Annotated in this window: 23 protein-coding genes; 14 read left to right on the top strand and 9 right to left on the bottom strand. The window is 68.7% G+C overall.

Annotation, left to right across the window (positions count from 1 at the left end):
• Window positions 1-54: 54 nt before the first annotated feature.
• From FS787_RS17190 to FS787_RS17180, 3 genes are read right to left on the bottom strand one after another with little or no spacing between them, the layout of a single operon-like run.
• Complete coding sequence (locus FS787_RS17190) at window positions 55-1,815, bottom strand: DUF5719 family protein (protein ID WP_186329233.1); 1,761 nt, start codon at window positions 1,813-1,815, stop codon at window positions 55-57.
• Window positions 1,802-5,242 carry a glycosyltransferase family 2 protein gene (locus FS787_RS17185; protein ID WP_144674337.1) on the bottom strand — a complete coding sequence of 1,147 codons (3,441 nt, stop codon included), beginning with the start codon at window positions 5,240-5,242 and terminating at the stop codon, window positions 1,802-1,804. Before FS787_RS17185 ends, FS787_RS17190 begins: the two co-directional genes overlap by 14 nt.
• 29 nt (window positions 5,243-5,271) lie before the next feature.
• Window positions 5,272-5,814: a WhiB family transcriptional regulator gene (locus FS787_RS17180; protein WP_144674335.1), complete on the bottom strand. Its 543-nt coding sequence runs from the start codon at window positions 5,812-5,814 to the stop codon at window positions 5,272-5,274.
• A 350-nt stretch (window positions 5,815-6,164) separates the two neighbouring features.
• Between FS787_RS17180 and FS787_RS17175 the strand changes: the two genes are divergently transcribed.
• Window positions 6,165-6,869 (top strand): TIGR03089 family protein, encoded by a 705-nt coding sequence (locus FS787_RS17175; RefSeq protein ID WP_144674333.1) that lies wholly within the window; start codon window positions 6,165-6,167, stop codon window positions 6,867-6,869.
• A 24-nt stretch (window positions 6,870-6,893) separates the two neighbouring features.
• Here FS787_RS17175 and FS787_RS17170 read toward each other — a convergent pair whose 3' ends face one another.
• Entirely contained in the window at window positions 6,894-7,457 is a 564-nt protein-coding gene (locus FS787_RS17170) for a GtrA family protein (RefSeq protein ID WP_144674331.1), read from the bottom strand.
• Window positions 7,458-7,669: 212 nt separating this feature from the next.
• On the opposite strand from FS787_RS17170, the gene FS787_RS17165 reads away from it, so the two are divergent.
• The 5 genes from FS787_RS17165 to FS787_RS17145 all read left to right on the top strand — a co-directional run bounded on the left by FS787_RS17165 (window position 7,670) and on the right by FS787_RS17145 (window position 13,447).
• Window positions 7,670-8,818, top strand: coding sequence for a 5-(carboxyamino)imidazole ribonucleotide synthase (locus tag FS787_RS17165; RefSeq protein WP_260982630.1), 1,149 nt, complete (start codon window positions 7,670-7,672; stop codon window positions 8,816-8,818).
• A gap of 71 nt (window positions 8,819-8,889) precedes the next feature.
• Window positions 8,890-9,429, top strand: a complete 540-nt coding sequence (purE, locus tag FS787_RS17160) for a 5-(carboxyamino)imidazole ribonucleotide mutase (RefSeq protein ID WP_395940366.1) — start codon at window positions 8,890-8,892, stop codon at window positions 9,427-9,429.
• Between the two features lie 10 nt (window positions 9,430-9,439).
• The gene (locus FS787_RS17155; RefSeq protein ID WP_144674325.1) at window positions 9,440-11,092 is read left to right on the top strand and encodes an LCP family protein; all 1,653 of its coding nucleotides are present in this window, start codon (window positions 9,440-9,442) and stop codon (window positions 11,090-11,092) included.
• Between the two features lie 71 nt (window positions 11,093-11,163).
• A complete protein-coding gene (manA, locus tag FS787_RS17150; RefSeq protein WP_144674323.1) occupies window positions 11,164-12,450 on the top strand; it encodes a mannose-6-phosphate isomerase, class I in 1,287 nt (428 codons plus the stop codon).
• A gap of 4 nt (window positions 12,451-12,454) precedes the next feature.
• Complete coding sequence (locus FS787_RS17145; protein WP_144674320.1) at window positions 12,455-13,447, top strand: peptidoglycan bridge formation glycyltransferase FemA/FemB family protein; 993 nt, start codon at window positions 12,455-12,457, stop codon at window positions 13,445-13,447.
• Window positions 13,448-13,746: 299 nt separating this feature from the next.
• On the opposite strand, the gene FS787_RS17140 is transcribed toward FS787_RS17145, so the two are convergent.
• Together FS787_RS17140 and glpX are read right to left on the bottom strand one after the other, a co-directional pair.
• Complete coding sequence (locus tag FS787_RS17140) at window positions 13,747-14,253, bottom strand: DM13 domain-containing protein (RefSeq protein WP_260982623.1); 507 nt, start codon at window positions 14,251-14,253, stop codon at window positions 13,747-13,749.
• A 387-nt stretch (window positions 14,254-14,640) separates the two neighbouring features.
• Window positions 14,641-15,663 carry a class II fructose-bisphosphatase gene (gene glpX / locus FS787_RS17135; RefSeq protein WP_186329239.1) on the bottom strand — a complete coding sequence of 341 codons (1,023 nt, stop codon included), beginning with the start codon at window positions 15,661-15,663 and terminating at the stop codon, window positions 14,641-14,643.
• Window positions 15,664-15,869: 206 nt separating this feature from the next.
• Between glpX and FS787_RS17130 the strand changes: the two genes are divergently transcribed.
• The 3 genes from FS787_RS17130 to FS787_RS17120 all read left to right on the top strand — a co-directional run bounded on the left by FS787_RS17130 (window position 15,870) and on the right by FS787_RS17120 (window position 18,741).
• Window positions 15,870-16,607 carry a DUF4245 domain-containing protein gene (locus tag FS787_RS17130; RefSeq protein WP_144674316.1) on the top strand — a complete coding sequence of 246 codons (738 nt, stop codon included), beginning with the start codon at window positions 15,870-15,872 and terminating at the stop codon, window positions 16,605-16,607.
• Window positions 16,608-16,617: 10 nt separating this feature from the next.
• Window positions 16,618-17,232, top strand: a complete 615-nt coding sequence (locus FS787_RS17125) for a carbonic anhydrase (RefSeq protein WP_144674313.1) — start codon at window positions 16,618-16,620, stop codon at window positions 17,230-17,232.
• A 72-nt stretch (window positions 17,233-17,304) separates the two neighbouring features.
• Entirely contained in the window at window positions 17,305-18,741 is a 1,437-nt protein-coding gene (locus tag FS787_RS17120; RefSeq protein ID WP_144674311.1) for a class II fumarate hydratase, read from the top strand.
• Between the two features lie 111 nt (window positions 18,742-18,852).
• On the opposite strand, the gene FS787_RS17115 is transcribed toward FS787_RS17120, so the two are convergent.
• The 3 genes from FS787_RS17115 to FS787_RS17105 all read right to left on the bottom strand — a co-directional run bounded on the left by FS787_RS17115 (window position 18,853) and on the right by FS787_RS17105 (window position 20,777).
• Window positions 18,853-19,521 (bottom strand): vWA domain-containing protein, encoded by a 669-nt coding sequence (locus tag FS787_RS17115; protein WP_144674309.1) that lies wholly within the window; start codon window positions 19,519-19,521, stop codon window positions 18,853-18,855.
• A gap of 149 nt (window positions 19,522-19,670) precedes the next feature.
• Window positions 19,671-20,141, bottom strand: coding sequence for an NUDIX domain-containing protein (locus FS787_RS17110; RefSeq protein WP_144674307.1), 471 nt, complete (start codon window positions 20,139-20,141; stop codon window positions 19,671-19,673).
• A gap of 75 nt (window positions 20,142-20,216) precedes the next feature.
• Window positions 20,217-20,777 carry an A24 family peptidase gene (locus FS787_RS17105; RefSeq protein ID WP_144674305.1) on the bottom strand — a complete coding sequence of 187 codons (561 nt, stop codon included), beginning with the start codon at window positions 20,775-20,777 and terminating at the stop codon, window positions 20,217-20,219.
• 59 nt (window positions 20,778-20,836) lie between these two features.
• Here FS787_RS17105 and FS787_RS17100 point away from each other — a divergent pair, with 59 nt between their 5' ends.
• The 5 genes from FS787_RS17100 (at window position 20,837) to lepB (ending at window position 25,137) form a co-directional block, all read left to right on the top strand.
• The gene (locus tag FS787_RS17100; RefSeq protein WP_186329232.1) at window positions 20,837-21,664 is read left to right on the top strand and encodes a hypothetical protein; all 828 of its coding nucleotides are present in this window, start codon (window positions 20,837-20,839) and stop codon (window positions 21,662-21,664) included.
• A 44-nt stretch (window positions 21,665-21,708) separates the two neighbouring features.
• Window positions 21,709-22,359 (top strand): GNAT family N-acetyltransferase, encoded by a 651-nt coding sequence (locus tag FS787_RS17095; RefSeq protein WP_144674304.1) that lies wholly within the window; start codon window positions 21,709-21,711, stop codon window positions 22,357-22,359.
• A 69-nt stretch (window positions 22,360-22,428) separates the two neighbouring features.
• Entirely contained in the window at window positions 22,429-22,959 is a 531-nt protein-coding gene (locus tag FS787_RS17090) for a hypothetical protein (RefSeq protein WP_186329231.1), read from the top strand.
• An 85-nt stretch (window positions 22,960-23,044) separates the two neighbouring features.
• Window positions 23,045-24,649 carry a multicopper oxidase family protein gene (locus tag FS787_RS17085; protein ID WP_144674302.1) on the top strand — a complete coding sequence of 535 codons (1,605 nt, stop codon included), beginning with the start codon at window positions 23,045-23,047 and terminating at the stop codon, window positions 24,647-24,649.
• A gap of 5 nt (window positions 24,650-24,654) precedes the next feature.
• Window positions 24,655-25,137 carry a signal peptidase I gene (lepB, locus tag FS787_RS17080; RefSeq protein WP_260982622.1) on the top strand — a complete coding sequence of 161 codons (483 nt, stop codon included), beginning with the start codon at window positions 24,655-24,657 and terminating at the stop codon, window positions 25,135-25,137.
• The last annotated feature ends 5 nt before the right edge of the window (window positions 25,138-25,142 follow it).

The raw sequence follows: 25,142 nt of genomic DNA, 5'->3' as shown, positions 1-25,142 counted from the left end.
GCCCGAACCGCACCCACGAACTGCACTCGGTACCGCGCCCCGCGCGCCGCCGGATCAGTAGCCGAGCGCGACCGGGACCTGCTCCTGACCCGCTGCTGCGGGGGCAATCGCAACCGTTGAGATGTCCTGCCGGCCGTCCTGCTGCAGGAGCACGGCGCCGTAGGCGGGGTCCCCCGCGGCGGAGACGAGGTAGCCAACGAGCCGCGAGCCGCCGACGTCGGCAGGGACCTTGATGGATGCCGTGGTGCCGCCGGCGATGTCGGCGGCCGCGGCCGGCCGGACCTTGCCGTCCGCCGTGATCGGGGTGTAGGAAATAGTTGCCCGGCCCTCGGGAGCGCCGAAGACCAGGTAGCGGTCCCCCGTTGCGGGGACAGGAACAACATGCTGGCTTCCGAGTCGCACCGAGGCCGCGGACCAGGCGAAATCGGAGGCATCCTCGGTTTTGAGGCCCCTCGTGACACGGGCCGCGGCGGTGAAGGACACGTCCGAGCTGACGGCCACGGTGTAGGGGCCGGCCGGCACGCCGGACAGCGGCATCTCGGTGACGGTACCGGCCTTGGCCGTGACCACCCCGCCGCCGGGCAGGGCTTTTTGGCCGTCCCGCCCGTACAGCTTGACCGCGATGACAGCGTCGGAGGAACCGGGCACCGCGATCTGCAGTGCAGGCCCGGCGTCCCCGAAACCGGACTTCCCCGTGAGGCCCGCCAGCCCGGCCGGGTCCTGGATGTCGACACCTGAGATCACTTGGCGGAGGGCCGGAGCGGTGGCCGGGGCGATGAACTCGACGCCGCCGGGAGTGAGACCCCGCAGCACGCTCTGCTGAATGACCGCGGCGACGGGCCCGCCGGCGCTCCGCACCCGGACGCTGAGCCGCTCCTGTCCCGGGGCGAGCCCGGCCAGGATGATCGCGCGGGTGGTGCCCGGCGCCACCAGGAGCCCGCGGCTGCCCGGCGCCTGGATCTGGCCTTTGGCGCCGAAGAGTTCGAGGCTGACCGTGGCCGCGCTGCCGGACGCGTTGCTGAGGTTCAGGACGGCAGTCCGGCCGAGCGCGGTGTTCGCGCCGACAAGCCAGAGGTCGTTGGCGGGCGGCTGGCATGCTGCGGCGGCTGAGCCGCGGAGATCCCCGTCTTCGGCCGCATAGCGCATGACCGCTCCCGCGGAAGCCTGGCGGCCGGCCTGGGCATCAGCGCTGAGGACACTGACGTCGTTAACGCCCCGCTGGGACACCACACCGGCCGGCGGCACGGTGTTGGCCGGCTTGGCCGCCGCCGAGGGGGTGCCGGAGGCCGGGGCGGCCTTGGCGAGCTCCAGCAGCGTGCTGCCTTTGAGCGAGGAGAGACGGCTGCCGGGGAGTCCGTTGGCACTGGATCCCAGCACAATGGCGTTGACGTCGCTCTTGGCGGTGGCGGACTCCGGGCTGAACTGCGGATCGGTGCCCACGGGGGCGCCTTCGAGCAGGCGCGCAGGCCCCGGGCACACGCCGATGCTGCTGCCGGCGGGAACCGCTGCCAGCGGCGCAGCGACCGGCCGGCTGCTGCCCGGCCCCTGGGGCGAGAGCGCCGTGGCGGAAACCAGCCCGCCGCCGGCGGCCACAAGGACAATCGCCGAGAAGATGCCGCCCAGCCGCCCTGCGTGCGGAAGCGCCTTCCAGCGCGGCGGCACCTGCACGGCCGGCCGGCGGCCGGACCGGCCGGAGCGTCCCGGCCGGCGGCCGGCTGAGTTGCGGGTGCCGTCGGAAGTGGCTGCGGCGTCCGCCGAACCGGCGTCGTCGGGGGTTTCCGGGGTGCCGGTTGCGGGGGTGTCATCCCTGGGCATGTTGATATTCCTTACGCAGGGAGCCTTCGTCCCGGGAGAGGCCGGTGTTCGGCCGGCGGGCAGGCATGGGGACAGCAAGCAGGGCGGTCAGGCCGATGATGACGGCCTGGGCAACACCCGCCCAGACGGCCCAGGGCGCTTCGTAGCGGAGCGTGAACTGGCCGCCCTGCGCGGGCAGGGTGAAGGCCTGCGCCCAGCCGGACGTGGTGGCCGTCAGGCGGCGGCCGTCGAGCCAGGCGCTCCAGCCCGGATCTGCACGATCGGCCAGCACCACGAGCCGGCCTTCGGGCCCGGCCGGAATCGTGGCCTCGGCGGACACGGGCTGGGAGTGGACCCGCCCGATGGTGGTGCCCGCGCCGTCGACGATCCGCACGCGGTGCGCGACGTCGGCGGCCTGGACCGCGGGCCCGTTGACCGGGCTGATCCGCCAGAGCCAGCCTACGTCGGTCTTGCCGACGGCCACCAGCCCGGGCACGGCGTCCATGCGGCTCGCCGTCAGCTGGGCCGCGGTATCGGCGGCCCGCAGGACCACAAAGCCGACGCCGAGCTGCTCGAGCTCTGCACGGGGGTCGACGCCCTGGCCGGCCACGATGGTGGCCACGACGTTGCGGAGTGACGCCATGGCGGCGTCGTCGTCACGGACCGTCTCCTGGCCGGGCTCCCCCATGATCGGGCGGGCCGCGGCGATGGTGGACAGGGCGTCCAGGGTGGTTCCGGCTCCGCGCATCAGTGTCGCGTCAAACGTTCCGTCTTCACGGGTGGAGATGAGGAGCGTACGGGACTGTTCCGGTCCTTCACCGCGGTCAATGGCCGTGGCGGGAAGGGTCCGCGGCTCCACCGGCTGCACGAGCCGCGGCGTGCCCAGGGAGCCGGCGCCTTGGGAGTCAGGGTTTTGGGTGTCAGAGCTTTGGGAGTCAGAGCTTTGGGAGTCAGTGTCCAGTGAGTCGGCTGTGGGCGACCCGGCACCGGCCGGTTCCGTGACGGGCGCGGTGGCGGACGCCGGCAGGATGTTCTGCGCTGCCCACACCGTGAGGCCGGCGAGCGGTCCGGCCAGCAGCAGGACCATGGCCGTGACCGCCGTGGTGCGGACCAGGGCCTTGCGGCCCGCCGTCGCTGCGGCGGCCCGGTCGGCGGAGTCCAGCAGGCCCGCGGCGCCGATCAGCGCCGCACCCAGGATGGCGAAGGCGGCGGCCGACACGGCCGGTCCCGTGAAGGGCGTGACCAGGGCGCTGGCGCCGACTCCGGTGGCGACCCGGCTGCTGAGCCACCCGCCGGCCAGCAGCAGGAGGGCAGCGGCCCAGAGGGCGCGGGCAATCCGCGGCGGCCGGCCCGGAAGGAATAGAGCGGCCACGGCCAGGAGCAGGGCCGGCAGGCCTATCAGCAGTGCCAGCAGGAGGGCCCACGGCACAGCCGAGTCGGCGCCGAAGACCGGGAGGCCGGTGAGGCCGCCGCCGGCCGCGAAGCGCAGCGGCTGGCCCAGGGCCTGCTGCCAGAGCGGCGCGGCATCAAAGCCCAGCGGGAGTCCGGGGTCCGCGAGCACGGCGCGGGGACGGTCAAGGGTCGAGGCAACAAACGGGACGAACAGGGCAAGGCTGGGCAGCAGCGCCCACCACACGGTGCGGCCGCGGCGGCCCATGAGCAGGCCGCAGAGGATTACGAGGACGACGGCGGGCAGCAGCAGCGAAGGGGCTGCCGCGGTGACAACGGCCAGCGCCAGGCCGGCCGCGGCGGCGGCGGTCCAGGAAGGTGTGCCGTTGATTCCGGGCTTGGCCGGCGGCATTTCGGTGAAACGCCGCTCCCCGGGCGCCGGAACGGCGTACCGGCCGCGCCCCGCGGCGGTACCGGTGGCCCGCAGCAGGGCCAGTACCAGCAGCGGCATCATGACATGGACAAGGAGGGCTCCGACACGGCCCTGGTTGAGGGCCACCTGCAGGGCCGGAGCGCCGGCCCAGATGAGGGCTGCGGCCAGGCGCAGGCGGCGGCGCTGCGTCAGGGCGCCGGCGGCAAACCAGGCGCCGAGGGCGGAGAGCGGCATCGCCAGAATCAGCAGCCAGCCCAGCGCACCGTTGGCGTTGCCGGCGCCGAGCACGCCAAGGATCCAGAGCACATAGGCGAACGGGTCGCCATGGCCGGGAAGCCCCGCGCCAAGGGTGATCCACCAGCCGGAGGCCTGGTCCCAGATCTCGCCCAGCCCCAGCGAGGCCGGAATGAGCGCGCCGCCGGACACTGCCTCGGCGCGGAACAGGCTGAGCAGGCCGATCAAAGACGCCGCGGTGGTGATCAGGACGGCGAGCAGCGCACCGTTGCCCACCCAGCCGCGCTCGGAGGTGGTGAGGGCCGCGAAGTCGTCGGCCGAGTCGCCGGTGGGCTGGTCGGGCAGCGGGTGGCTCCCGGTCAGGGCTTCGCCGGAGTCGTCCGCGCCGATCGCCTCCATCAGGGAACGGCGGTGGGCCCACACCTCACGCCGCGGAGTCTGCAGGCCCTTGATCACGGAACGCCGGATGCGGCGGGTCCGGGCGGCGTTGCGCCGGCCCCGGATCACGGCCGCGGGACGCCCCAGGGCGCCGAACGTGGCCAGGAGCTGCGCGAAACCGTGTCCCGGATCCTTGACGGCAATGCTCAGGACCAGCTTGAAGAGGCTGCCCAGCAAGGCACCGGCGGCATGCAGGGGCACCTTCCACGCGGCGGCGTGCTTGAGCCGCAAGTGCACCTGGGCCTTGCGGGCCGCCGAGGCGTTGCCCAGGGCGTGCGGGCGGTGCGAGACGTGGAACATCCGGGCGCCCGGGACCACCACCACGCGGTGACCGGCCAGCCGGTTGCGCCAGCAGAAGTCGACGTCGTCGCCGCTGCCCGGCAATGCCGGGTCGAAGCCGCGGAGGTCCTCCCAGACGTCCCGGCGGATGAGCATGCCGGCGGAGTTGACGGCGAAGGTGTCGCTGCGGCCGTCGTACTGCCCCTGGTCGAGTTCATCGGCGTCGATCAGGGTCAGCCGCTCCGCCCAGCGGCTGGTGGAGAGCCCGACGTCGATCAGCCGGCGCTCGGTGTGCCAGTCCAGCTGCTTGCAGCCCGCCACGGTGACGGACGGCGCGCGTTCCACGGCATGGAGAAGTTCGGCAAGGGCTTCGGGGGCAGGGGCCGCATCGTCATGCAACAGCCAGATCCACTCCGCAGCCGGACCGCTGCCAGTGCCGCCGCCACCCGCTTCGGGGGCCAGGGCGCTGAGACCTGCCTGCACCGCGGCGCCCATGCCGCTGCGGGCGTGGTCGAAAACGGTGACGTTGGCCTTGCCGAAGGCCTGCTCAAGGAGGGCTGCGGAATGGTCGCGGGAGCCGGTATCAACCCCGATACAAGTGTCCGCAGGACGGGTCTGAGCCGCCAGCGCCGCGAGGGTCCTGGGGAGAAAGTCACCGCCGTCGTGGGAAACCACGACGGCGGTGACTCGAACTTCCTGAAGAATTAGATCGCTCGCTTCCTAAGCCGGCGCCGCTCGCGCTCGGAGAGGCCACCCCAGATTCCGAACCGCTCGTCGTTGGACAAGGCGTACTCAAGGCACTGCGAGCGGACGTTGCACGCTCCGCAGACCTTCTTGGCGTCGCGGGTGGAGCCACCCTTCTCGGGGAAGAATGCCTCCGGGTCAGTCTGTGCACAGAGCGCATCCGTCTGCCAGCCCAGTTCGCCTTCATCGTCGAAGTCCTGCTGGGAGGGCAAGCCTATCCACACCGGCTGCGCGGTGGTTCCCGAATGGAGGGTCTGGAGTTCCATCGGCGGATCGTGAAGATCGTTGTCGTGGTCCGGACCGGCCAGAAGTTCGTCGTGCGCCGCGAGGAAGGCGGTCGCCTGATCCTGCAGTGAGTCGTTCGTGTGTTCGTTGTAACGGTCTGCCGCGTCCGGATCGGCCGGATCTACATACCAGTCACTCGGCACGCCGCGTGAACGGTATTTGGCCGTGGCCTGCCCAGCAACGACGGCCTCTTCATGGATACGCTCTGCTAGCCCCATTGGCGTTCCCTCTCTGATTTTGCAGCCTTTGACTGACCCTCGGACACTCGGTTGTGTGCCGGTTTCTGCGCATTGGCCTTCGATACCTAATTACACGTGTGTAAGTATCCGGGAGTCAAGCCACGGCGGAGATAATAATCAACCTGAGATCCAAATCCGGGGCACGCCACGCCCGAGTTTTTTCGGCTCCGCCCCGGAGAACCCGCGGAATAATCAGGGTACTGAGCACTTCTGAGAATTTTTGCCGAATTCCCGGGAAACTTCCCGCATCCGCTCCGGCGCACCGGCTGACGGCCTCCAGTGGCCTATGACGGAGATCACAGCCACCCCCTCCGTGGCAAGATGAAGCCATGAGTATCCCGGCAATCGAACTGATGACAGCCCTGCGGTCCGGCCAGTCCACCTCCCCCCGGCTCACCTGGTACGGTCCCGACGCCGAGCGCGTGGAGCTTTCCGGCCGGGTGCTGGACAACTGGGTCGCCAAGACGAGCAACCTCCTGCAGGACGAACTCGACGCCGAACCCGGGACGCGGCTCAGGCTGGACCTGCCAGCGCACTGGAAGTCCGTGATTCTCGCCCTGGCCGCCTGGCAGCTCGGCATGGAGGTGGTCCTTGGCGACGCCCCGGCCGAACTGCTGGCGACCGCCGACCCGGCGCCCGGGGCGGCGCAGGGGGCGTTCGACGCCGTCGTCGCGGTGGCGCTGCCGGCGCTGGCCATGCGGTGGCCGGGCGAGCTGCCCACCGGCGTCGTGGACTACGCCGCCGAGGTGCGCTCCCACGGCGATGTTTTTATGGCGCATGTGGATCCGGAAGATTCCCGGCGTGCCCTGCTGGACGCCGCCGGGACGGAACATACCCACGACGGACTGCTGGACGGCTTCGCGGCAGTGCACGACGACGGCGTCCGGCTGCTGGTGCCTGCCGGCGAGGGCCTGGAATCCGCACTGGCCCAGTCCCTTGGCGCCTGGCGCAGCGACGGCTCAGTGGTGCTGGTGCACCCCGACGTGGCGGTGACAGAGAAGTTGCTCGCCGACGAGCGCGTCAACGGCAGCTGACCGGCGCCCCAAGCTGCGGGCCGGCTAGGCCTGCGGCCCGGGCAGTTCCGGATCCTTGACGGCAACGCCCTCGACGCGGACGTCCTCCCGGGAGTGGGGGTGGCGTTCGATAATTTCGTGGTCGTGGGAGAACTCCGGCTCTTCGTCGAGTTCCTTGTTGAAGACCAGGAAGCGGTACGCAAAAAAGCGCACGACGGTGGCGACGAGGATACCGACCACCCCGGCAGCGAACAGCATGTTTTTGTCCGTGACGCCGAAGCCGTATTTGGCGAGGGCGGTGAAGCCGGTGGAGATGGCGATGCCGATGCCGTTGATCAGGATAAACATGAGGAACTCGCGGACCACGTTGTCCTGGCGCCGGTGGCGGAAGGTCCAGAAGCGGTTCGCGATCCAGGAGAAGATGGTGGCGATGCTGGCGCCGACGAAACGGGCTTTGGCCTCGCTGTCGGTCATGGGGCCGTGCATCAGGTAGTACGTGAGTCCGTTGTCGATGATGAACGCAACACCGCCCACCGCACCAAACTTGGCCACTTCGCGCCAGAAGAGCGAGGCGAGCCCGCGCAAGCGCTCCGTAAGTGTAGTAATCATGACCCTCCGTGGCCGTCTTGAAATGTCGGCCATTGGCCCAACGACCCATTTTAGCGCCGAATGCCGGGAGCTCCCCCCGGCCCGCGGTCCCCACACCCCGGCTGCGCCCCCACCGGAAATCCAAAAAGCCGGGATATGGCATGGCTTTCGGTAGGCTTGGACTTGTGACTTTTCCTGTGATTGGTGTTGTTGGCGGCGGCCAGCTCGCCCGAATGATGGCCCCGGCGGCCACTGCCCTGGGCTTCGAGCTCCGTGTCCTTGCCGAAGGTGAGGACGTCTCAGCCGTCTCCGCCGTGGCCAACGCCCCGGTGGGTGATTACACCGACCTGGATCATCTCCTGGAGTTTTCACGTGGCCTTGACGTCCTGACGTTCGACCATGAGCACGTGCCCACGGAACACCTCCGTTCCCTGCAGCGGGCCGGGGTCAATGTCCACCCGGGACCGGATGCCCTGGTCAACGGGCAGGACAAGCTGGTGATGCGGGCGGCCATCGACAGGCTGGAGCTGCCCAATCCGCGCTGGGCCTCAGTGGACGACGTCGCCGGGCTGATCGCGTTCGGCGACGAGACCGGCTGGCCTGTGGTCCTCAAAACCCCGCGCGGCGGCTACGACGGCAAAGGCGTGCGGATCGTGGACTCCGCTGCGGATGCCGCGGACACGGCCGACTGGTTCGCCGCGATGTCGCCGCTGCTTGCCGAAGCCAAGGTGGAATTCAGCCGCGAACTCTCGGCCCTGGTGGCCCGGACCCCCGACGGCGAAGCACGGGCCTGGCCCGTGGTGCACACGATCCAGGTCGACGGCGTCTGCGATGAGGTCATCGCCCCGGCCCTGGACATCCCGCTGGAGGTCGCGGCCGCGGCGGAGAACGCCGCCCTGCGGATCGCCAGCGAACTCGGCGTCACAGGCGTGATGGCCGTGGAACTGTTCGAGACCCCCGGCGTGGGAGCAGGCTTCCTGATCAACGAACTCGCCATGCGTCCGCACAACACCGGCCACTGGACCCAGGACGGCTCGGTGACCAGCCAGTTCGAACAGCACCTCCGGGCCATCCTCAACCTGCCCCTCGGTGCCACCGATCTGCTCGGTCCGGTGGTTGTGATGAAGAACTTCCTGGGCGGCGAGAACCAAAACCTGTTCTCCGCCTACCCCGCCGCCCTTGCCAGCGAACCCGCGGCGAAGGTCCACTGCTACGGCAAGGCCGTCCGGCCGGGCCGCAAGATCGGCCACGTCAACCTCGTCGGCGGTTCCGTGGCCGACGTCGACTCCGTACGCGAACGCGCCACCGCGGTCGCCAACATTATCCGGAACGGAACGGCCCAGCCCCGCACCGCTGCGGGAGCCCACGAGGAGAGTGCATGAGCGCCAGCAACACAGTCCCCGCCACCGACGTCCAGCTCCCGGCTGGCCCGGATGCCGGGGCCGACGCCCCCATGGTCGGGCTCGTGATGGGCTCGGACTCCGACTGGCCGGTGATGGAGGCTGCCGCCGAGGCCCTCGCCGAGTTCGGAATCCCCTTTGAGGCCGATGTGGTCTCCGCGCACCGCATGCCGCTCGAAATGGTCCGTTACGGCCAGACGGCCCACGAACGCGGCCTGCGGGTCATCATCGCCGGTGCGGGCGGTGCCGCCCACCTGCCGGGCATGCTCGCCTCGGTCACGCCGTTGCCGGTCATCGGCGTCCCGGTGCCGCTGAAGACCCTCGACGGCATGGACTCCCTGCTCTCCATTGTCCAGATGCCCGCCGGGGTCCCGGTCGCCACCGTGTCCATCGGCGGAGCCCGGAACGCTGGCCTCCTGGCCGTGCGTATGCTGGCCGCCGGCACGGACCCCCTGGCTGCCGAGCTCCGCGCCGCCCTGGTCGATTTCGCCCAGGAACTCAATGACGCCGCCACCCGGAAGGGCGCGAACCTGCGGCAGAAGGTGAGCGAAGTGTTCGCCGACGCAAACGTCGTGACCCGGGGCAGCCGTTAGGGATCGCCGGATGACCAACAGTTACGCCCCTTCCCGCCAGGCGGCGCCGCGAAACCCGACAGCTGCGGCGTCCCTCACGAATCCCGTCCGCTACCCCTCGGGGGCGGCGGCCCCGGTGCTGACCAAACGGGCGTTCCTGCTGGTGCTGATGACACTGCTGGTGCCCGGCAGCGCCCAGACCGTGGCCGGCAACCGGCGGCTGGGGCGGTTTGCGCTGCGCGTCACCCTCACCGTCTGGGTGCTGGGCCTCGTGGCGGCAGCGCTCCTTCTGGCATCCCGGTCGACGCTGATCAACCTGTTCACCAGCCCCGTTGCCTCGCTGCTGCTCATCATCTGCCTGCTGGCGCTGGCGGTCGGCTGGGCGGCCCTGTTCATCAACACGCTCCGGCTGATCCGGCCCGTGCTGCTGGCCCCGAAGGTGCGCCCCGCCGTCGTGGCCGCCCTGGTGCTGGCGATGATCCTCAGCAGTGGATCGCTGGGCTACGCCGCGTACCTGCTGAACGTCAGCCGCGACGCCATCGGCAACATCTTCTCCGCGGGACCGGCGATGGAGCCCTCGGAGGGCCGTTACAACTTCCTGATGATGGGCGGCGACGCCGGGTCCGACCGCACCGGCCGCCGGCCGGACAGCCTTTCGGTCATCAGCGTGGACGCCTCTACCGGCGCGACGGCCATCATCTCCGTGCCCCGCAACCTCCAGAACGCGCAGTTCAGCGAAGACTCCCCAATGCGCAGCATCTACCCCGACGGCTACGACTGCGGCAATGAATGCCTCATCAACGCGATCAACACCGAGGTCACCAACGAGCACAAGGACCTCTACCCCGGCGTGGAAGACCCCGGCGCGCAGGCCACGATGGAGGCAGTATCCGGGACGCTGGGCATCGAGGTCCAGGCCTACGTCCTCGTTGACATGGACGGCTTCGAACGGCTCATCGATGCCATGGGCGGCATCAAGATCAAGGCCGGCGGCTGGGTCCCCATCAGCGGCGAGACCGTTGACGAAGCCAACGGAATCCACGGCATGCCGCTGGGCTGGATCCCGGCCGGCGACAATACGCTGGACGGCTACCACGCCCTCTGGTACGGCCGCTCCCGCGAATTCGTGGACGACTACGCGCGCATCGCACGCCAGCAGTGCGTCCAGCAGGCCATGCTGAAGCAGCTCGATCCGGCGACTCTGCTGTCCAAGTTCGAGGACATCGTCAAGGCCGGCACCAAGGTGGTCGACTCCAACATTTCCTCAAGCCAGCTGGGGAGTTTCGTGGACCTGGCGATGAAGTCGAAAGGACAGGAAATGAGCCGGCTGACCATCGGGCCGCCCGATTTCGACGCGTCCTTCTCGACGGTGCCGGACTTCGACCAGATCCACCAGAAAGTCGACGCCCTCCTCGCGCCCGCACCCGCGGCCGCCGCCGCGGACGACGTGATCCTCCCGCAGGATCAGGTACCCGGCCCGCTGTCCGCGGCCGGCCGGATGCCGGGCGCACTGCCCGGCACGCAGCCGGCGCCGTCGCCGTCGTCGTCGGACTTCACGCCGGTGACCACGACGCCGGACGGCGAACCGATCACCGAAGAGATGCTGAACGAGTTCAAGCGCCTAGGCGACGAGCAGTCGATCCGCAACCTGGTCGCCACAAACGGCCAATGCGCGCCGCTGTAGTTCCAGTAACCGTTCTTTCCTTAACCAGGCTTCCGCGACGGAGCTTCCGCAACAGATAGGGCACCCAGGCCGTGTACGAACTCGAGAATGTCCTCCGGCCCTACGCCTGGGGCTCCACCACCGCCATCGCCGGGCTGCTCGGCAGGCCTGCTTCCGGCGGCCCCGAGGCGGAGCTGTGGATCGGCGCGCATCCAGACTCCCCCTCGGTGGCGCTTAGTCAGGCCGGTTCGGCCGGCGCCCATGCCGCGGTTGCGGACCACGGTGGACGCCGGCCCCTGGATGCGCTGATCGCGGAAGATCCGGAGCACCACCTGGGCAGCGAAAGTGTCGCCGAATTCGGCGCCCGGCTGCCGTTTCTGCTCAAAGTCCTGGCCGCCGACAGCCCCCTTTCGCTCCAGGTGCACCCGACGCTTGAACAGGCCCGGGACGGGTTCGCCCGCGAGGAGGCCGCCGGGGTGCACCGCGCCGCGGCGGAACGCAACTACAAGGACGATAACCACAAGCCGGAGATGATCCTCGCGCTGACGCCGTTCGAGGCGCTGTGCGGTTTCCGTCCGGCGGTCGAGGCGCGCGCCGTCTTCCAGCTGCTGGCGGCGGATTTTGACCTCGCCGGCCTCGAACTGCCTCCACTGGTCCCGCTGCTGCTCCAGGATCTGGCGCAGCCCGAGGAACACACCGCCCTGCGCTCGGCGTTCGAGCGGCTGATCTCCGGCGGTGAGGACATCGCGGAGGCGACGTCCGCGATTGTGGCCGCCCTCATCTCCGGCGCCCCGACCGCGCCGTACCAGGCGGAGCTCTCCACGGTGGTCACGCTCAACGAGCGGTACCCGGGCGATCCGGGCGTGCTGATTTCGCTGCTGCTCAACCGGATCTCGCTGGCGCCGGGCGAGGCTGTATACCTTCCCGCCGGCAACATCCATGCCTACCTGCACGGCCTCGGCATCGAGGTCATGGCCTCCTCGGACAACGTGCTGCGCGGCGGGCTGACCCCGAAGTTTGTGGACGTGCCCGAACTGCTCCGCACCGTCTCCTTCGAGGCCGTCGGCGTGCCGATGATCCACCCCGAAACCACGATGCTGGGGCAGGAGGTCTTCCGGCCGCCGTTCCGGGAGTTCCAGCTGCAGCGCGTCGAGCTGGAGCCCGGCGCGGAACCCGTCCCGCTGGCACAGGAGGGCGCCGCGGTCATCATCGTGCTGTCCGGATCCGTGCTGCTGGACTCCCCCAAGGGCGAGCTGCGGCTGGAACGCGGCGGAAGCGCCTTCCTGCCTGCGGCTGAGGCGCCGGTCAATGCACACGCCGTGTCCGGTGCCACCGGGACCGCCCTGGCCTTCGCCGTCACCACCGCCCTGAAAGGCTGAGCCCGTGGACCACTTCCTGCAGAGCCCCCCGTGGGCCGCGTTCCAGCGCAGCCTGGGCCGGACCGTGCACCAGCGTTCAGGCCCCGGCTGGAGCTTCCTGGCCATCGAGGAAAGCAACCCGGCCGGGAAGCTCCTCTACGCACCCTACGGTCCGGTGGCCGCTTCCCTCACCGCGTTCGACGACGCGCTGGCGGCACTGACGGACCTGGCCCGCAGCTGCGAGGCCGTGTTTGTCCGGATCGAGCCTGTGGATGCCGGCATCGCGGCGGCCGACGCCGATGCGCTCCTGCGCACCCGCGGCCTCCGGCCCGCCCCGGCCAACCAGCAGCCCGAGCTGAGCTGGATTGTTGACCTGGACCGGGACTTCAAGGACGTCCTCGCGGACATGAAGCCGGTGAACCGCAACCTGTACCGGAACATCCACAAGAAGGGTGTGACGTTCCGCTCCACCCAGGACCCGGCTGAGATATCGGTGCTGCTGACATTCCTGCACCTGACGGCGGCGCGCAACGGATTCAAGCCGCAGAGCGATGAATACCTGACCCAGGTTGCCCGCTCACTCATGCCGGCCGGCGCTGCGACGCTCTTCGTCGCCGAGCTTGAGGGCGAGCCGATCGCCGCCGCCCTGGCCTACGACTCGGCGGATACCCGTACCTATGCCCACGCCGCACTGGACGACGCGCACCGGAAACTCAGCGCCGGGATTCCGCTGCTGGTCACGCTGATGGCGGACGCCAAGGACAAGGGTCTGAAGCACGTGGACCTCTGGGGCGTGGCCCCCGCTGACCAGCCCGACCACAAATGGGCCGGCTTCACGGCGTTCAAGAAGTCCTTCGGCGGGCGAGAGGTCGCCTATCCCGGAACCTGGGACCTGCCGGTAAACAAGCTGCGCTACAGCGGGTACCAGCTGGCCCGGAGGGGCGCGCAGGCCGCCCGTCGCAGCCTCAGAGCGGCCCGGACGTTGCCTGCCCGCGTGCGCGGCGCCCTCCCCCGCTAGCACTGAGGAGAAGGAGTGCCCGTAGCCGCACCCGCCTCGAAGCGCTTAGACCACAGGTTCTGAGTCTCGGGCCCTATCCGCTTCGTATGAGCGCAACCCGTGCTTCACTCCGAGGCGAATGATCCAATACAGGGCAATTACAGCGAGAACCACAGGCCCAGCGACAACAACCACGCCGATGACCATCGAAAGCATGTCCAAAGTTTTTCCCCCATATGTGATCTTTTCTCAAAGCCTCTCATGAGGCTTGACTATCGGAACATCACTGCCGGCCGCCGGACGCCCGCATGTGCAGCCAATCAGGAGCCTTCTGTCGCCGTGAGGTTGGCGGTGCCGTAAGCAGTCTTGTCGGCATAGTTGTAAATCACTACGCTGCGGACAGGTGCCGGCATGGTGGCCCACATCCGGGAGTCCATGTCGACACGCTGGCTGCCCGATTGACTGAGCGGCCCCAATTCAATCAGCGTCGACGACGACAGCTCGAATCCGCCGTCGGATCCGGGTCCAAGGGTCCCGGGGCTGAGCGCGAGCCGGAGATCCTCTGCGGTGCCTGTTGCAATATCCTCGATCTGTAGAACAGCGCCAGAAGCGGTGACGTGAATGGTGGCCGTCCCCGTGGTGATCGCTCCTTGCGATTGAAATTGTCCTTGCAGAGTCACAGGGATCGCAATGGAGGTGGGGCTTGGACTCGATGGGGGTACGCTCTGCGCGCTTACCTGCTCAGGCACAGGGTCCGGGTACGTGCAGCCGGCGAGGCCGGCAGCCACAACGCTAGTGAGCAGCGCAGATCGAAGCAGCTTCATCATTCCCCCAATGATTTGTTTCCTACGCACCCTACCCGAGGACGGGGCAGTCCCGACCGTCACTACCGCGGCCCCCGCAGCCCTGGGCGGCGCCTCCCCCGCTGGGCATGCCCCGCGCTGAACGTGGCGACTGGACATAGGCCCGCCATGCCCAATCCCAAGCGCCACCACTGAGCATGTCCCCCGGTGGGCACAGCCCTGGGCGGCCCTCCCCCGTTGGGCATGCCCCGCGCTGAACGTGGCGGATGGACATAGGCCCACTATGTCCAATCCCAAGCGCCACCACTGAGCATGTCCCCCGGTGGGCGCGCCGAAACCTGCCCTGAAAACAGCGGATCCCGGGGCGCGGTACGCACCCCGGGATCCGGATGTTCAAGCTCGTGCCGGATGCTAGCCCTTGCGGGCGTAGCCCTCCCACTTGCTGGCCTGGTGCTCGCCATCAACGAAGCGGATGGTGCCGGACTTGGAACGCATCACGATGGACTGGGTGAGGACCTTGTCCTTCGAGTAGCGCACGCCCTTGAGCAGGTCGCCGTCGGTGATGCCCGTGGCCGCGAAGTAGCAGTTGTCGCTGGAGACGAGATCGTTGGTGGAGAGCACGCGGTCCAGGTCGTGGCCGGCGTCGATCGCCTTCTGCTTCTCGTCGTCGCTGGTGGGCCACAGCCGGCCCTGGATCACGCCGCCCAGGGACTTGATGGCACAGGCAGCGACGATGCCTTCCGGCGTTCCGCCGATGCCCATCAGCGCGTCCACCCCGGTGCCGGAGCGGGCGGCAGCGATGGCGCCGGCGACGTCGCCGTCCATGATGAACTTGGTCCGGGCACCGGCCTCGCGGATTTCCTCCACGAGGGGGCGGTGCCGGTCGCGGTCCAGGATCATCACGTTGAGCTGGTTGACTTTGACGCCCTTGGCCTTGGCGATCAGGTGCAGGTTCTGCTTGACCGGAAGGCGCAGGTCCACCATGTCGGCGGCTTCGGGGCCGGTGACTAGCTTTTCCATGTAGAAGACCGCGGACGGATCAAACATGGAGCCGCGCTCGGCGACGGCGAGGACGGCCAGGGCGTTGTTGATGCCCAGCGCGGTCAGGCGGGTTCCGTCGATCGGGTCGACGGCGACGTCGCACTCGGGACCGGTCCCGTCACCCACGCGCTCCCCGTTGAAGAGCATCGGGGCTTCGTCCTTTTCACCCTCGCCGATCACAACAACACCGTTGAAGTGGACGGTCTGGAGGAAGGAGCGCATGGCGTCGACGGCGGCGCCGTCCGCCTTGTTCTTGTCCCCGAACCCCACCCAGTGGCCGCCGGCGATGGCGGCGGCTTCGGTGACGCGGACCAGTTCCAGAGCAAGGTTGCGGTCCGGCTCGTCGATGCCGACGGCGAGAGACGGGGAAAGCGTGGAGTACTTCTGGGTCATTGGCGCTGGTGTCACGGGAACCTCTTCTTCGAGTGGCGATCATTGAAGCCGTACGGACAGGTCGATCCGTCGCGGTGATTCGTTGGTTAGTGATCTCGTCTGGTACTGATCATAGTCGCGGCGAAAAGCCGCGTCTCGGAATGACCAATCCGTGAACCGTCCGGCACTGCCGCGCCCGGCACCTCCGAATGTGAGATCGGCCCGGAATGGGCGACTATAGAGGGGTGAGTGAATTGCAGGAAACGCCCCCCGCCGCCCCAGCCTCCCCTGCCGGGACCGCCGGCACGGAAGCGACCGGCCAACCGCCCGTCAAGCCCGTCCTGACCGCCGGAGCGGCCAAGCGCGCGAATGCCTCGGTGATCGGGATGATCATTGCGCTGGTCCTGAGCATCGCCACTTTCCTGCCGATCGTCCTGATGAACCCCTCGCCCAAGTCCGACGGCTACCGGCCGGACATCAACGTCAGCGCCGTGGCACGGAACGCCGAGGATGTGGCGGGATTCACACCGGCGGCCCCGGAAACCGGCGACACATTCCGCGCGAATTACGCCCGCTGGGAATCCGGCACGGGCAGCGGCGTCCCCACATGGGAGGTGGGCTACCTGACGCCCAAGGAGTCCTTCATCGGAATGGTCCAGACCCGGCAGTCGAATCCCACGTGGCTGCTCCAGCAGGTCAAGAGCGCGCCCGTCACCGGCACGCGCAGCGCCGGCGGCCGGGACTGGGAACTCCGTGACACCGGCAAGGGCGAGAAGAGCATGGTGCTTGTCGACGGCGGCGGAACCACCGTCATCCTGACCGGATCGGCCCAACTGGACGAATTCACGACCCTGGCAACCGCCGTCGTGAAAGCCCTGAACACCAACTCCGGCGCCGCGGGCGGCGCGTCACCCGGGATCACGGGGTCCGCAACAGTTTCACCTTCGCCCGCCCCTTCACCGTAAAGTAGGGGCCGTGGCCACTTATCTCACCCCAGCACTCGCCTGGCGCCGCCTCCGCGAAGGCAACGAACGCTTTGTGTCCGGCGCATCGTCCCACCCCAACCAGGATGCGTCCCGCCGGTCCTCCCTCGTGGAAAACCAGCACCCGTTTGCGGTGATCTTCGGCTGTTCGGATTCCCGGCTCGCCGCTGAAATCATCTTCGACCTCGGCCTCGGGGACGCCTTCGTAATCCGCACCGCGGGCCAGGTGATCGACGACGCCGTGCTCGGCTCACTCGAATACAGCGTCAGCGTCCTCGGCGTGCCGCTGATCGTGGTCCTCGGACACGACAGCTGCGGAGCGGTCACGGCCACCAAGAACGCCGTTGAGACCGGACAGATGCCCGTCGGTTTTATGCGCAGCCTCGTCGAGCGCATTACACCGTCAGTCCTGACCTCGATGCGCAACAACCAGCACGACGTCAACGACATGGTGGTCGAGAACGTCAAACAGACGTCGCAGCGGCTTGTTGACAGCTCGCGGGTCATTTCTGATGCCGTAGGCGGCGGTCGGGCGGCCGTGATCGGCCTGGCCTACAGCCTGGCCGAGGGCAGGGCGGACCTCGTTTCCGGAATCGGCGAGCTCTAGCTTCCGCCAGCGGCCCGGTAGCAGGGGGTTCACGGTTTTCGGTGGAACGCCTCCGCCCAATAAGCTAGCCCCATGACTTCCACAGAAGAGTTGAACACCGAAGAGTTCCGCATTGAGCACGACACGATGGGCGAAGTCCGCGTCCCCGTGAACGCCCTGTACCGCGCCCAGACGCAGCGTGCTGTCGAGAACTTCCCGATCTCCGGCAAAACCCTCGAGCGCGCCCACATCGAAGCCCTCGCCCGGGTCAAGAAGGCCGCGGCCCAGGCCAACGCAGAACTGGGAGTGCTCGACGGCGAGCTCGCCCAGGCGATCGCGGACGCCGCCGATGAGGTCGCCACCGGAAAGTACGACGGCGATTTCCCGATCGACGTCTTCCAGACCGGTTCGGGCACCTCGTCCAACATGAACACCAACGAGGTCCTCGCCGAGCTGGCCACCCGCGCGCTCAAGGCCGGCGGCAGCGACAAGGTGGTCCACCCGAACGACCACGTCAACGCCTCGCAGTCCTCCAACGATGTCTTCCCCACCTCCGTCCATGTGGCCGCCACGTCGGCCCTGATCAACGACCTGATCCCGGCACTGGGCTACCTCGCGGAGTCCCTGGAGCGCAAGGCCGTCGAGTTCAAGGACGTCGTCAAGTCCGGCCGCACGCACCTGATGGATGCCACGCCGGTGACGCTGGGCCAGGAGTTCGGCGGATACGCCGCGCAGGTCCGCTACGGCGTCGAGCGCATCAACGCCGCCCTCCCCCGCGTCGCGGAAGTTCCGCTGGGCGGCACCGCCGTCGGCACCGGCATCAACACCCCCGCCGGTTTCCCGGAGCGCGTCATTGAACTGCTCGCCGCCGACACCGGCCTGCCGCTGACCGAGGCCCGCGACCACTTCGAGGCACAGGCGAACCGTGACGGCCTGATCGAGGCGTCCAGCCAGCTGCGCAACATCGCGATCTCGTTCATGAAGATCAACAACGACCTGCGCTGGATGGGCTCCGGCCCCAACACGGGCCTGGGCGAAATCGCGATCCCGGACCTGCAGCCAGGCTCCTCGATCATGCCCGGCAAGGTCAACCCGGTCATCTGCGAAGCCTCCATCATGGTCTGCGCCCAGGTCATCGGCAACGACACCGCCATCGCCTGGTCCGGCACCAACGGCGCCTTCGAGCTCAACGTCGGCATTCCCGTGATGGCCGCCAACCTGCTCGAATCCACGCGCCTGCTGGCCAACACCAGCCGCGTGATGGCGGACAAGATGATCGACGGCATCACCGCCAACGTGGAGCGCGCCCGCTTCCTCGCCGAGGCCTCGCCGTCCATCGTCACGCCGCTGAACAAGTTCATCGGCTACGAAAACGCCGCGAAGATCGCCAAGAAGTCCGTCGCCGAGGGCCTCACCATCCGTGAAACCGTGGTGGCCATGGGCTTCCTGGACCGCGGCGAACTGACCGAGGAGCAGCTGGACACGGCCCTGGACGTGATGTCCATGACCCGTCCGCCGCACAAGGCCTGACACACCCCGCGCCCAGCCCCCGCGCCATCCCGGCGCGGCAGCGTCCGACGGCGGCCGGCACCTTTCCCGCGAAAGGCGCCGGCCGCCGTTTCCTGTGCGGCCGGCGCGCGCTCAGGGCGCCGGAGTCCCTCCCCCGGCCGCGTCCCGTTCCTCCGCCGTGTAGGCCGCCGCAGCCGCGGCGTCGGCAAGGCTCGCCCCGCCGATCCGCGCCTCCCTCAGCCGCCGCGTCTTCGCCGACTGGACATGGAAGGCCGCCTCCACGTTCCCCGCGGCGTACGTCAGGGCGTCCTCGGCCCGGATGCCCAGCCCGTGGGCCGTCAACACGGCGTCCTGGTTGGCGCCCAGATACGTGAACTGCCAGCCCCACTGGCTCTGCTGCCGTTCAACCAGCTCCTTGACCATGGCGCCTGTGGCCTCCCGTGAGGAGTTCTCGTGCCCGTCGGTCAGGACGGCCACCAGCACCGTGCCGGGGCGCTGGTCCTCCGGGAGTGCGGCCAGCTCCGCACCTGCCTCGCCGATCAGCCGGACCATGGCATCGTGCAGCGCGGTACTGCCGCGGGGCTGCAGGTCCAGGGCAGGCACATCCTGGATGTCCACCGAGGCGTAGACCCGCTCGTAGCTGTCGTCGAACTGGGCCAGCGAGAGCCGGCAGCGGCCCGGAACGGCCTGCTGCTCACGGACGAACGCGGCAAAACCGCCCACGGTGTCGTCGGCGATGGAACTCATGGACCCGGAGCGGTCCAGGAGGACGTAAATGTGCGTCAGCGCTGAATCTGTCATGCTTCCCCATTTCCGGTCCGGGCGCACCCGGGCCAACTTGATCCAGCGGCTGGCTGGACAGGAGCAGGCTACGTCGGGGCACTGACAAAAAGCGCGAAGTCCGCCCCGGGAAGGTGCAGCCTGCCCGCCCGGGCCACTGCCGGCGGCCGTCAGCGATGGAAGTGGGCAGCGCCGTCTTCCTGCCGCGCCCGTTCAATGCTCTCCAGATGCCCGGCCATCAGCTCCGGGAACTCCTCCGGGCCGAACCAGCCCACCGCGAGGGATTCGTCGTCGTTGACCCGCGCCACCCCGGAGACATAGCGGCACCGGAACTCGAGCGTCAGGAAGTGGCACACGTCCCCGTTCGGATACGTGGTGGGTCCGACGGCGTCCACCGAGACCAGCCGTTCCGCGGCGGCCACGACGCCGGTCTCCTCCAGGACTTCCCGCAGCATGCCCGCCGCCGGCTCTTCCCCGGGCTCCAGAATTCCGGTGATCAGCCCCCACTGGCCGTTGTCCGCCCGCTGGCCGAGCAGGACCCGGCCGGCGTCGTCGAACACAACGGCCCGGGCACCGGGGATCCAGAGGGCCTCGTGGCCGATCCTGGCGCGCAGCTTGAGAATGAAATCGGGGGTAGCCATCCGGCCAGCCTAGCCAACGTGCGCCGGGACAACGGACAGCAGCCGGCGGACAGCAGCCCGGCGTCCGGCCGCGCCTCAGGACGCCGGGAGCAGAAGCATGGCCGCGGCGGTGCCGGCCAGCATAAACGGCCCGAAGGGGATACTCGATTTCAAGGTGCCGCGCCGCGAGGCCAGGAGGGCCAGGCTCCACAGCCCGCCGAAGAGGAACGCGGCGAAGGTCCCCGCGAAGACGTGCGGCCAGCCAAGGAAGCCCAGATACATGCCCAGAACGCCCGCCAGCTTGACGTCTCCGAAGCCCATCCCGGGCGGATAGACGGCCCGCAGCAGGAAATAGAACAGCCACAGCGCCGCTCCCCCGGCCACAACGCGGAGTCCGGGGACCCCGAAGAAGCCGGCGCCGCCGTCGGGCACCGCCGCCGCAGCGGTCCCGGACACCGTGTGGACCGCCGCGGCGCCCAGCAGCAGCGCCCCCGCGACGGCGTAGGACGGAAAGACGATCCGGTCCGGCAGCAGATGGTGCCGGACATCAATCACCGTGAGCCGGACGGCCACCACCGCCAGATAGGCACACGCCAGCAGCACCAGCCAGAAGGCCAGCGGGGTCACTTCACCCAGTGCGCCGAGTCGTTGGATCACCCTCGGATGCTACTGGAAATTCCGGCCGCCGGTGCCGGGCCCGCGCGTAAACTGTGGATATGGCCGCATGGGACACCTCGAACCGGCGCGAGCCGCGCCCGCCCCGGGACGCCGCGGAGCAGGCGGCCGCCTTCCGGGACCTGTGCCGCTCCTCCCCGTGGAAGTGGCATTCACTGCGCTTTGAGTACCTGGACCGGCCCCTCTCCGCCGAGCCGGATGCTCCTGAAACAGGACCGGCTCCGGACCTGGTCCGGGCGTGGCTGCGCCGCCCGGGAGCCCTGCGGCTGGAAACCGCGGACGGGCTGGTCCTGCAAAGCACCACCGGGATCAATGATTCCCGCGACGTGTTCTACACCCGCTCCACCAGGAAGACCTGGCTGCTGCCGCCCCACCTCGTGACCCCGGTCTATGACGACCACGGGCTGGTCCGCCGCCGGCCCGAAGCAGCGTACGGCGAACCCGGGTTCGGCAACGGGCGCTTCGCCGCCGCCCTGGACCCCGTGGAACTGGCCGGAAACGCCCCCGTGCCCCTGGAGTTCCCCAACGCCAACCCCGTGGAGCTGGGCCCCATCACCGACGTCGTCCATGAGGGCCGTCCCGCCCTGGAAGCCACCGTGACGCCGAACCCCGGATACCGTCCCAGCGACCCCGGCGCGCCGCTGTGCCGGCCGGGCCGCACAGTGGTGAGGATCGACGCCGGCACGGGCGTATGTGTCGCGAGCCGCTGGCTGGAGGGCGGACAGGAAGAGGACGGGCCGGATGTCTACGGGCACTGGCTCCGGATCCTGGGCGTGGACGAATACATGCTGGATGACCTGTTCCTGGCCGAGTCCATGAACCTGACGGATGTCCGCCGGCACATCAGCTGGGAACTCCCGGCCGGCTGAGCGTGTGACTCGCTGAGAGTCCCCCGCTCGGCTAGGCTTCCCGGATGACTGAGCTCGCCGCCTGCTGGCCTCCCTTCGGCCTCACCCTGACCACACCCCGCCTGGTGCTGCGCCCTATCCGGGACGAGGAGATCCCGGCGGCGGCGGAGGCGGCACTGAGCGGCATCCACGAACCGGGGCGCAGCCCCTTCAGCCGGCCGTGGGCGGAGGCCCCGGCCGGGGAGCTGGGCCCCAACATGGCGCAGTGGTACTGGCGGTGCCGCGGAAATATGTCGCCGCAGGAATGGACGCTGCTGCTGGGCATCTGGCATGACGGCGCGTTCATCGGCTGCCAGGATGTGGGGGCCAAGGACTTCGCCGTCCTGAAGACGGTCAGCACGGGTTCGTGGCTCCGGCAGAGCGTGCACGGCCGGGGTTTCGGCAAGGAGATGCGGGCCGCCGTCGCCCTCTATGCCTTCGACTGGCTCGGTGCGGAGGCCGCGGAATCCGAGGCGGCGGCCTGGAACCGGCAGTCCCTGGGCGTCTCCCGTTCCCTCGGATACGAACTGAACGGCGTCACCCGCGCCGCCTGGGGCGGCAAGTGCCAGGACGTCCAGAACGTCCGCCTGACCCCCGCCACCTTCAACCGTCCCGACTGGGAGCTACAGGTTGCCGGCCACCATGCAACGGCGGAGTTCCTGGGCATCGGGGCCTAGCTCCGGCCGAGTACACCGGGGAACCACCGGTCCCGGCTTTTCCCAAGCCGGGCTGACTTGAATGGCCGCATGTCTGCGACCGAGCTTGAAACCACGCCCGGCCCCAGGGCCAGACGCCGGCGCCTGGTGCTGATTCCCGTCGCCCTGCTCGCCCTTATCGGACTTGTCCTCACGTACCTGTTCCTTACGGCGCAGCCCGAACCGAGCGTGCCCCTGGGCGCGTCGGCTTCCATTCCGGGCGGCATGGCCAGCATCGGGGAGATCGTCCCGGTCGAGGACGACGGCTGGGAACCGGAGGACAACGACGACGCACTCGACGGCGCCCCCGCCGAAGGCAGCCACAGGGTCCGGCTCCTGGTCCAGTTCACGGCGCTGGAGCCCGACGGCCTGCGCCTGGATACCGGCGGCTTCAGCATCTCCGGCCTGGGCCGGGAGCAGTTCCGGCCTATCTGGCAATCACCGCCTGTTGTGGACCTCAAGCAAGGCGCGTCAACCGGCGCCACCCTGATCTTCGAAGTCCCGGACAAGGCAATCGCCCTGGTTCTTGACGGCCCCGGGGGCTCCCGTTTGTCGCTGGGCCTGTCCCACCACACCCCCTAGCAGCTGGGCCATGCCGCAGGTTTTTCCAAGTTCACTGGCCCACGCTGTCGGAAGTACCACCGATGTTGAAAGGAAACCGCTCAACATGACCCTTACACGGCGGCAAGCACTCATCCTTGGCGGAGCTGGAGTGGTCGGAGCGGGCATCGTGACCGTGCCCATCTCCGGCGTCAGCGCGAAGTCTGCCAGCAAACTCAGTGACAGAGACATGCCAAGGCCCTACGGGACACCGCTCACCATCCCCCCGCCGCTGGCCTACCAGACCACCGTCGACGCCGACGGCGTCACCACCCGCCACTACACCATGACGCAACGGCTGGGCAGCGCAAAGATCCTGTCCCGCCTGAGCACGCCGATCCTGGGGTACAACGGCATCTTCCCCGGCCCCACCATCCGGATCGACAGGGGAACCCGGGCCATCGTGCGCGTCCGGAACCAGCTTCCGGCCAAACACCCGACGCTCGGACACGCGCTCCCCACCTCAACCCACCTGCACGGCTCCGCGTCGCTTCCGCAGTACGACGGCTATGCGAATGACCTCACGTTGCCCGGGTTCTACAAGGAGTACCACTATCCGAATTTTCAGCCCGCGAGATCCCTCTGGTACCACGATCACGCGGTCCACTTCACGGCGCAGAACGTCTACTCGGGGCTGGCCGGCCAGTACCTGATCAGCGATCCGGTCGAAAAGGGTCTCCTCCCGCAGGGCCAGTTCGACGTGCCCCTCACCATCAGCGACGCCATGTTCGCGGCCAACGGCGCCCTGGGCTTTGACGACCGCGAGCACTCAGGCCTGTGGGGCGACGTCATCCTGGTCAACGGCAAACCCTGGCCGGTCATGAAGGTCCAGAAACGCGTCTACCGCTTCCGGATCCTGAACGCCTCCGTGTCCCGGTCCTACAACTTCAGGCTCAGCACCGGGGACCCGGTCACCGTGGTGGCCACCGACGCCGGGTTGATGCCCGTGGCGCAGACGGTCGGGTCCTGGCGCCACGGCGGCGCCGAGCGTTACGAAGTCCTGATTGACTTCCGCAAGTACGCCGTCGGGACCCGAATCGAACTGCGCAACACGTCGAACGAGAACAACCGCGACTTTGACCATACTGGAAAGATCATGCGGTTCGACGTTGTGGGGGACACTGTCAACACCGCGGACCCCACCTGGAATTCGATCCCGACCACGCTGGCGACCAGCCATCCCATGGACCTCAAAGCCACCGACGCCGTCAAGACGCGCAGGTTCCGGATCAAGCATGACGACGACACGAATATCTGGACGATCGACGACCTCACCTGGGAGGAGGTCATCGCCAGTGGATTCAAACGGGTGATGGCAAATCCGGCCCTGGACGCCGTGGAAATCTGGGAGATGGAGAACAGCTCGGGCGGCTGGTTCCACCCCATGCACATGCACCTCGTGGACTTCCAGGTCCTCAGCCGCAACGGCAAGCCCCCGTTCGCGTACGAGAAGGGCCCCAAGGACGTGGTGTACATCGGCGAGGACGAAACCGTGCGGTTGCTGGTCCACTTCGGTCCCCACCGGGGACGGTACATGGTCCACTGCCACAACCTGACCCACGAGGACCACTCCATGATGCTCCAGTTCCGGGTGGGACTCGGCGCCGATGAGGAGGACCCGAACGATCCGATCACGGCGGCCCCGGCCGTCTGGGATCCAGTGCAGGGCTGAGCCCGGTGCAGCGGCGCACCATGGCGGCCGCCGCCCTCTGCCTGGGCGGACTGCTGGCGCTCCGGGTCTGGGTGGTCGAACCGATCACGGTCAGCTCGAACAGCATGGAACCGACCGTCGCGGCCGGCGGCATGGTCTGGCTGAACAAGGCTGGACCCCGGCTGGCCGGGGTCCAGCCCGGTCAGTTGGTCGTGTTCAAGGGACCGGACGACGGCGAGATGCCCAACGAAGCCGTGCTGCTCAAACGCGTTGTGGCAACCGAAGGCCAGACGGTCGCCATCCGCGACGGCATCCTCATCGTGGACGGCGCCGAAGCCACGGAACCCTTCCTCGACCAGCGCACCATCGACGGCGTCTACTACGGCACAGTGACGGTACCGCCCGGCCAGCTCTTCGTCCTCGGCGACAACCGCGAATCCTCGGTAGACTCCCGCGACTTCGGCCCGATCCCCGTGGCAGCAGTCCAAGGCACCGTCCTGGGACAGTAGCTAAG

This window comes from Arthrobacter sp. U41 (assembly GCF_007679325.1).
GTDB lineage: Bacteria > Actinomycetota > Actinomycetes > Actinomycetales > Micrococcaceae > Arthrobacter.
The sequence above is the reverse complement of the archived record's forward strand: the minus strand, read 5'-3'. Positions and strand labels throughout refer to the sequence as shown.

Bases quoted from the DNA above. Each gene is read 5' to 3' on its own strand.
- FS787_RS17190 (WP_186329233.1), bottom strand. From the start codon at position 1,815: ATGCCCAGGGATGACACCCCCGCAACCGGCACCCCGGAAACCCCCGAC.
- FS787_RS17180 (WP_144674335.1), bottom strand. From the start codon at position 5,814: ATGGGGCTAGCAGAGCGTATCCATGAAGAGGCCGTCGTTGCTGGGCAG.
- FS787_RS17175 (WP_144674333.1), top strand. From the start codon at position 6,165: ATGAGTATCCCGGCAATCGAACTGATGACAGCCCTGCGGTCCGGCCAG.
- FS787_RS17170 (WP_144674331.1), bottom strand. From the start codon at position 7,457: ATGATTACTACACTTACGGAGCGCTTGCGCGGGCTCGCCTCGCTCTTC.
- FS787_RS17165 (WP_260982630.1), top strand. From the start codon at position 7,670: ATGATGGCCCCGGCGGCCACTGCCCTGGGCTTCGAGCTCCGTGTCCTT.
- purE (WP_395940366.1), top strand. From the start codon at position 8,890: ATGGTCGGGCTCGTGATGGGCTCGGACTCCGACTGGCCGGTGATGGAG.
- FS787_RS17155 (WP_144674325.1), top strand. From the start codon at position 9,440: ATGACCAACAGTTACGCCCCTTCCCGCCAGGCGGCGCCGCGAAACCCG.
- FS787_RS17140 (WP_260982623.1), bottom strand. From the start codon at position 14,253: ATGATGAAGCTGCTTCGATCTGCGCTGCTCACTAGCGTTGTGGCTGCC.
- glpX (WP_186329239.1), bottom strand. From the start codon at position 15,663: ATGACCCAGAAGTACTCCACGCTTTCCCCGTCTCTCGCCGTCGGCATC.
- FS787_RS17130 (WP_144674316.1), top strand. From the start codon at position 15,870: ATGGGCGACTATAGAGGGGTGAGTGAATTGCAGGAAACGCCCCCCGCC.
- FS787_RS17120 (WP_144674311.1), top strand. From the start codon at position 17,305: ATGACTTCCACAGAAGAGTTGAACACCGAAGAGTTCCGCATTGAGCAC.
- FS787_RS17115 (WP_144674309.1), bottom strand. From the start codon at position 19,521: ATGACAGATTCAGCGCTGACGCACATTTACGTCCTCCTGGACCGCTCC.
- FS787_RS17110 (WP_144674307.1), bottom strand. From the start codon at position 20,141: ATGGCTACCCCCGATTTCATTCTCAAGCTGCGCGCCAGGATCGGCCAC.
- FS787_RS17100 (WP_186329232.1), top strand. From the start codon at position 20,837: ATGGCCGCATGGGACACCTCGAACCGGCGCGAGCCGCGCCCGCCCCGG.
- FS787_RS17095 (WP_144674304.1), top strand. From the start codon at position 21,709: ATGACTGAGCTCGCCGCCTGCTGGCCTCCCTTCGGCCTCACCCTGACC.
- FS787_RS17090 (WP_186329231.1), top strand. From the start codon at position 22,429: ATGTCTGCGACCGAGCTTGAAACCACGCCCGGCCCCAGGGCCAGACGC.
- FS787_RS17085 (WP_144674302.1), top strand. From the start codon at position 23,045: ATGACCCTTACACGGCGGCAAGCACTCATCCTTGGCGGAGCTGGAGTG.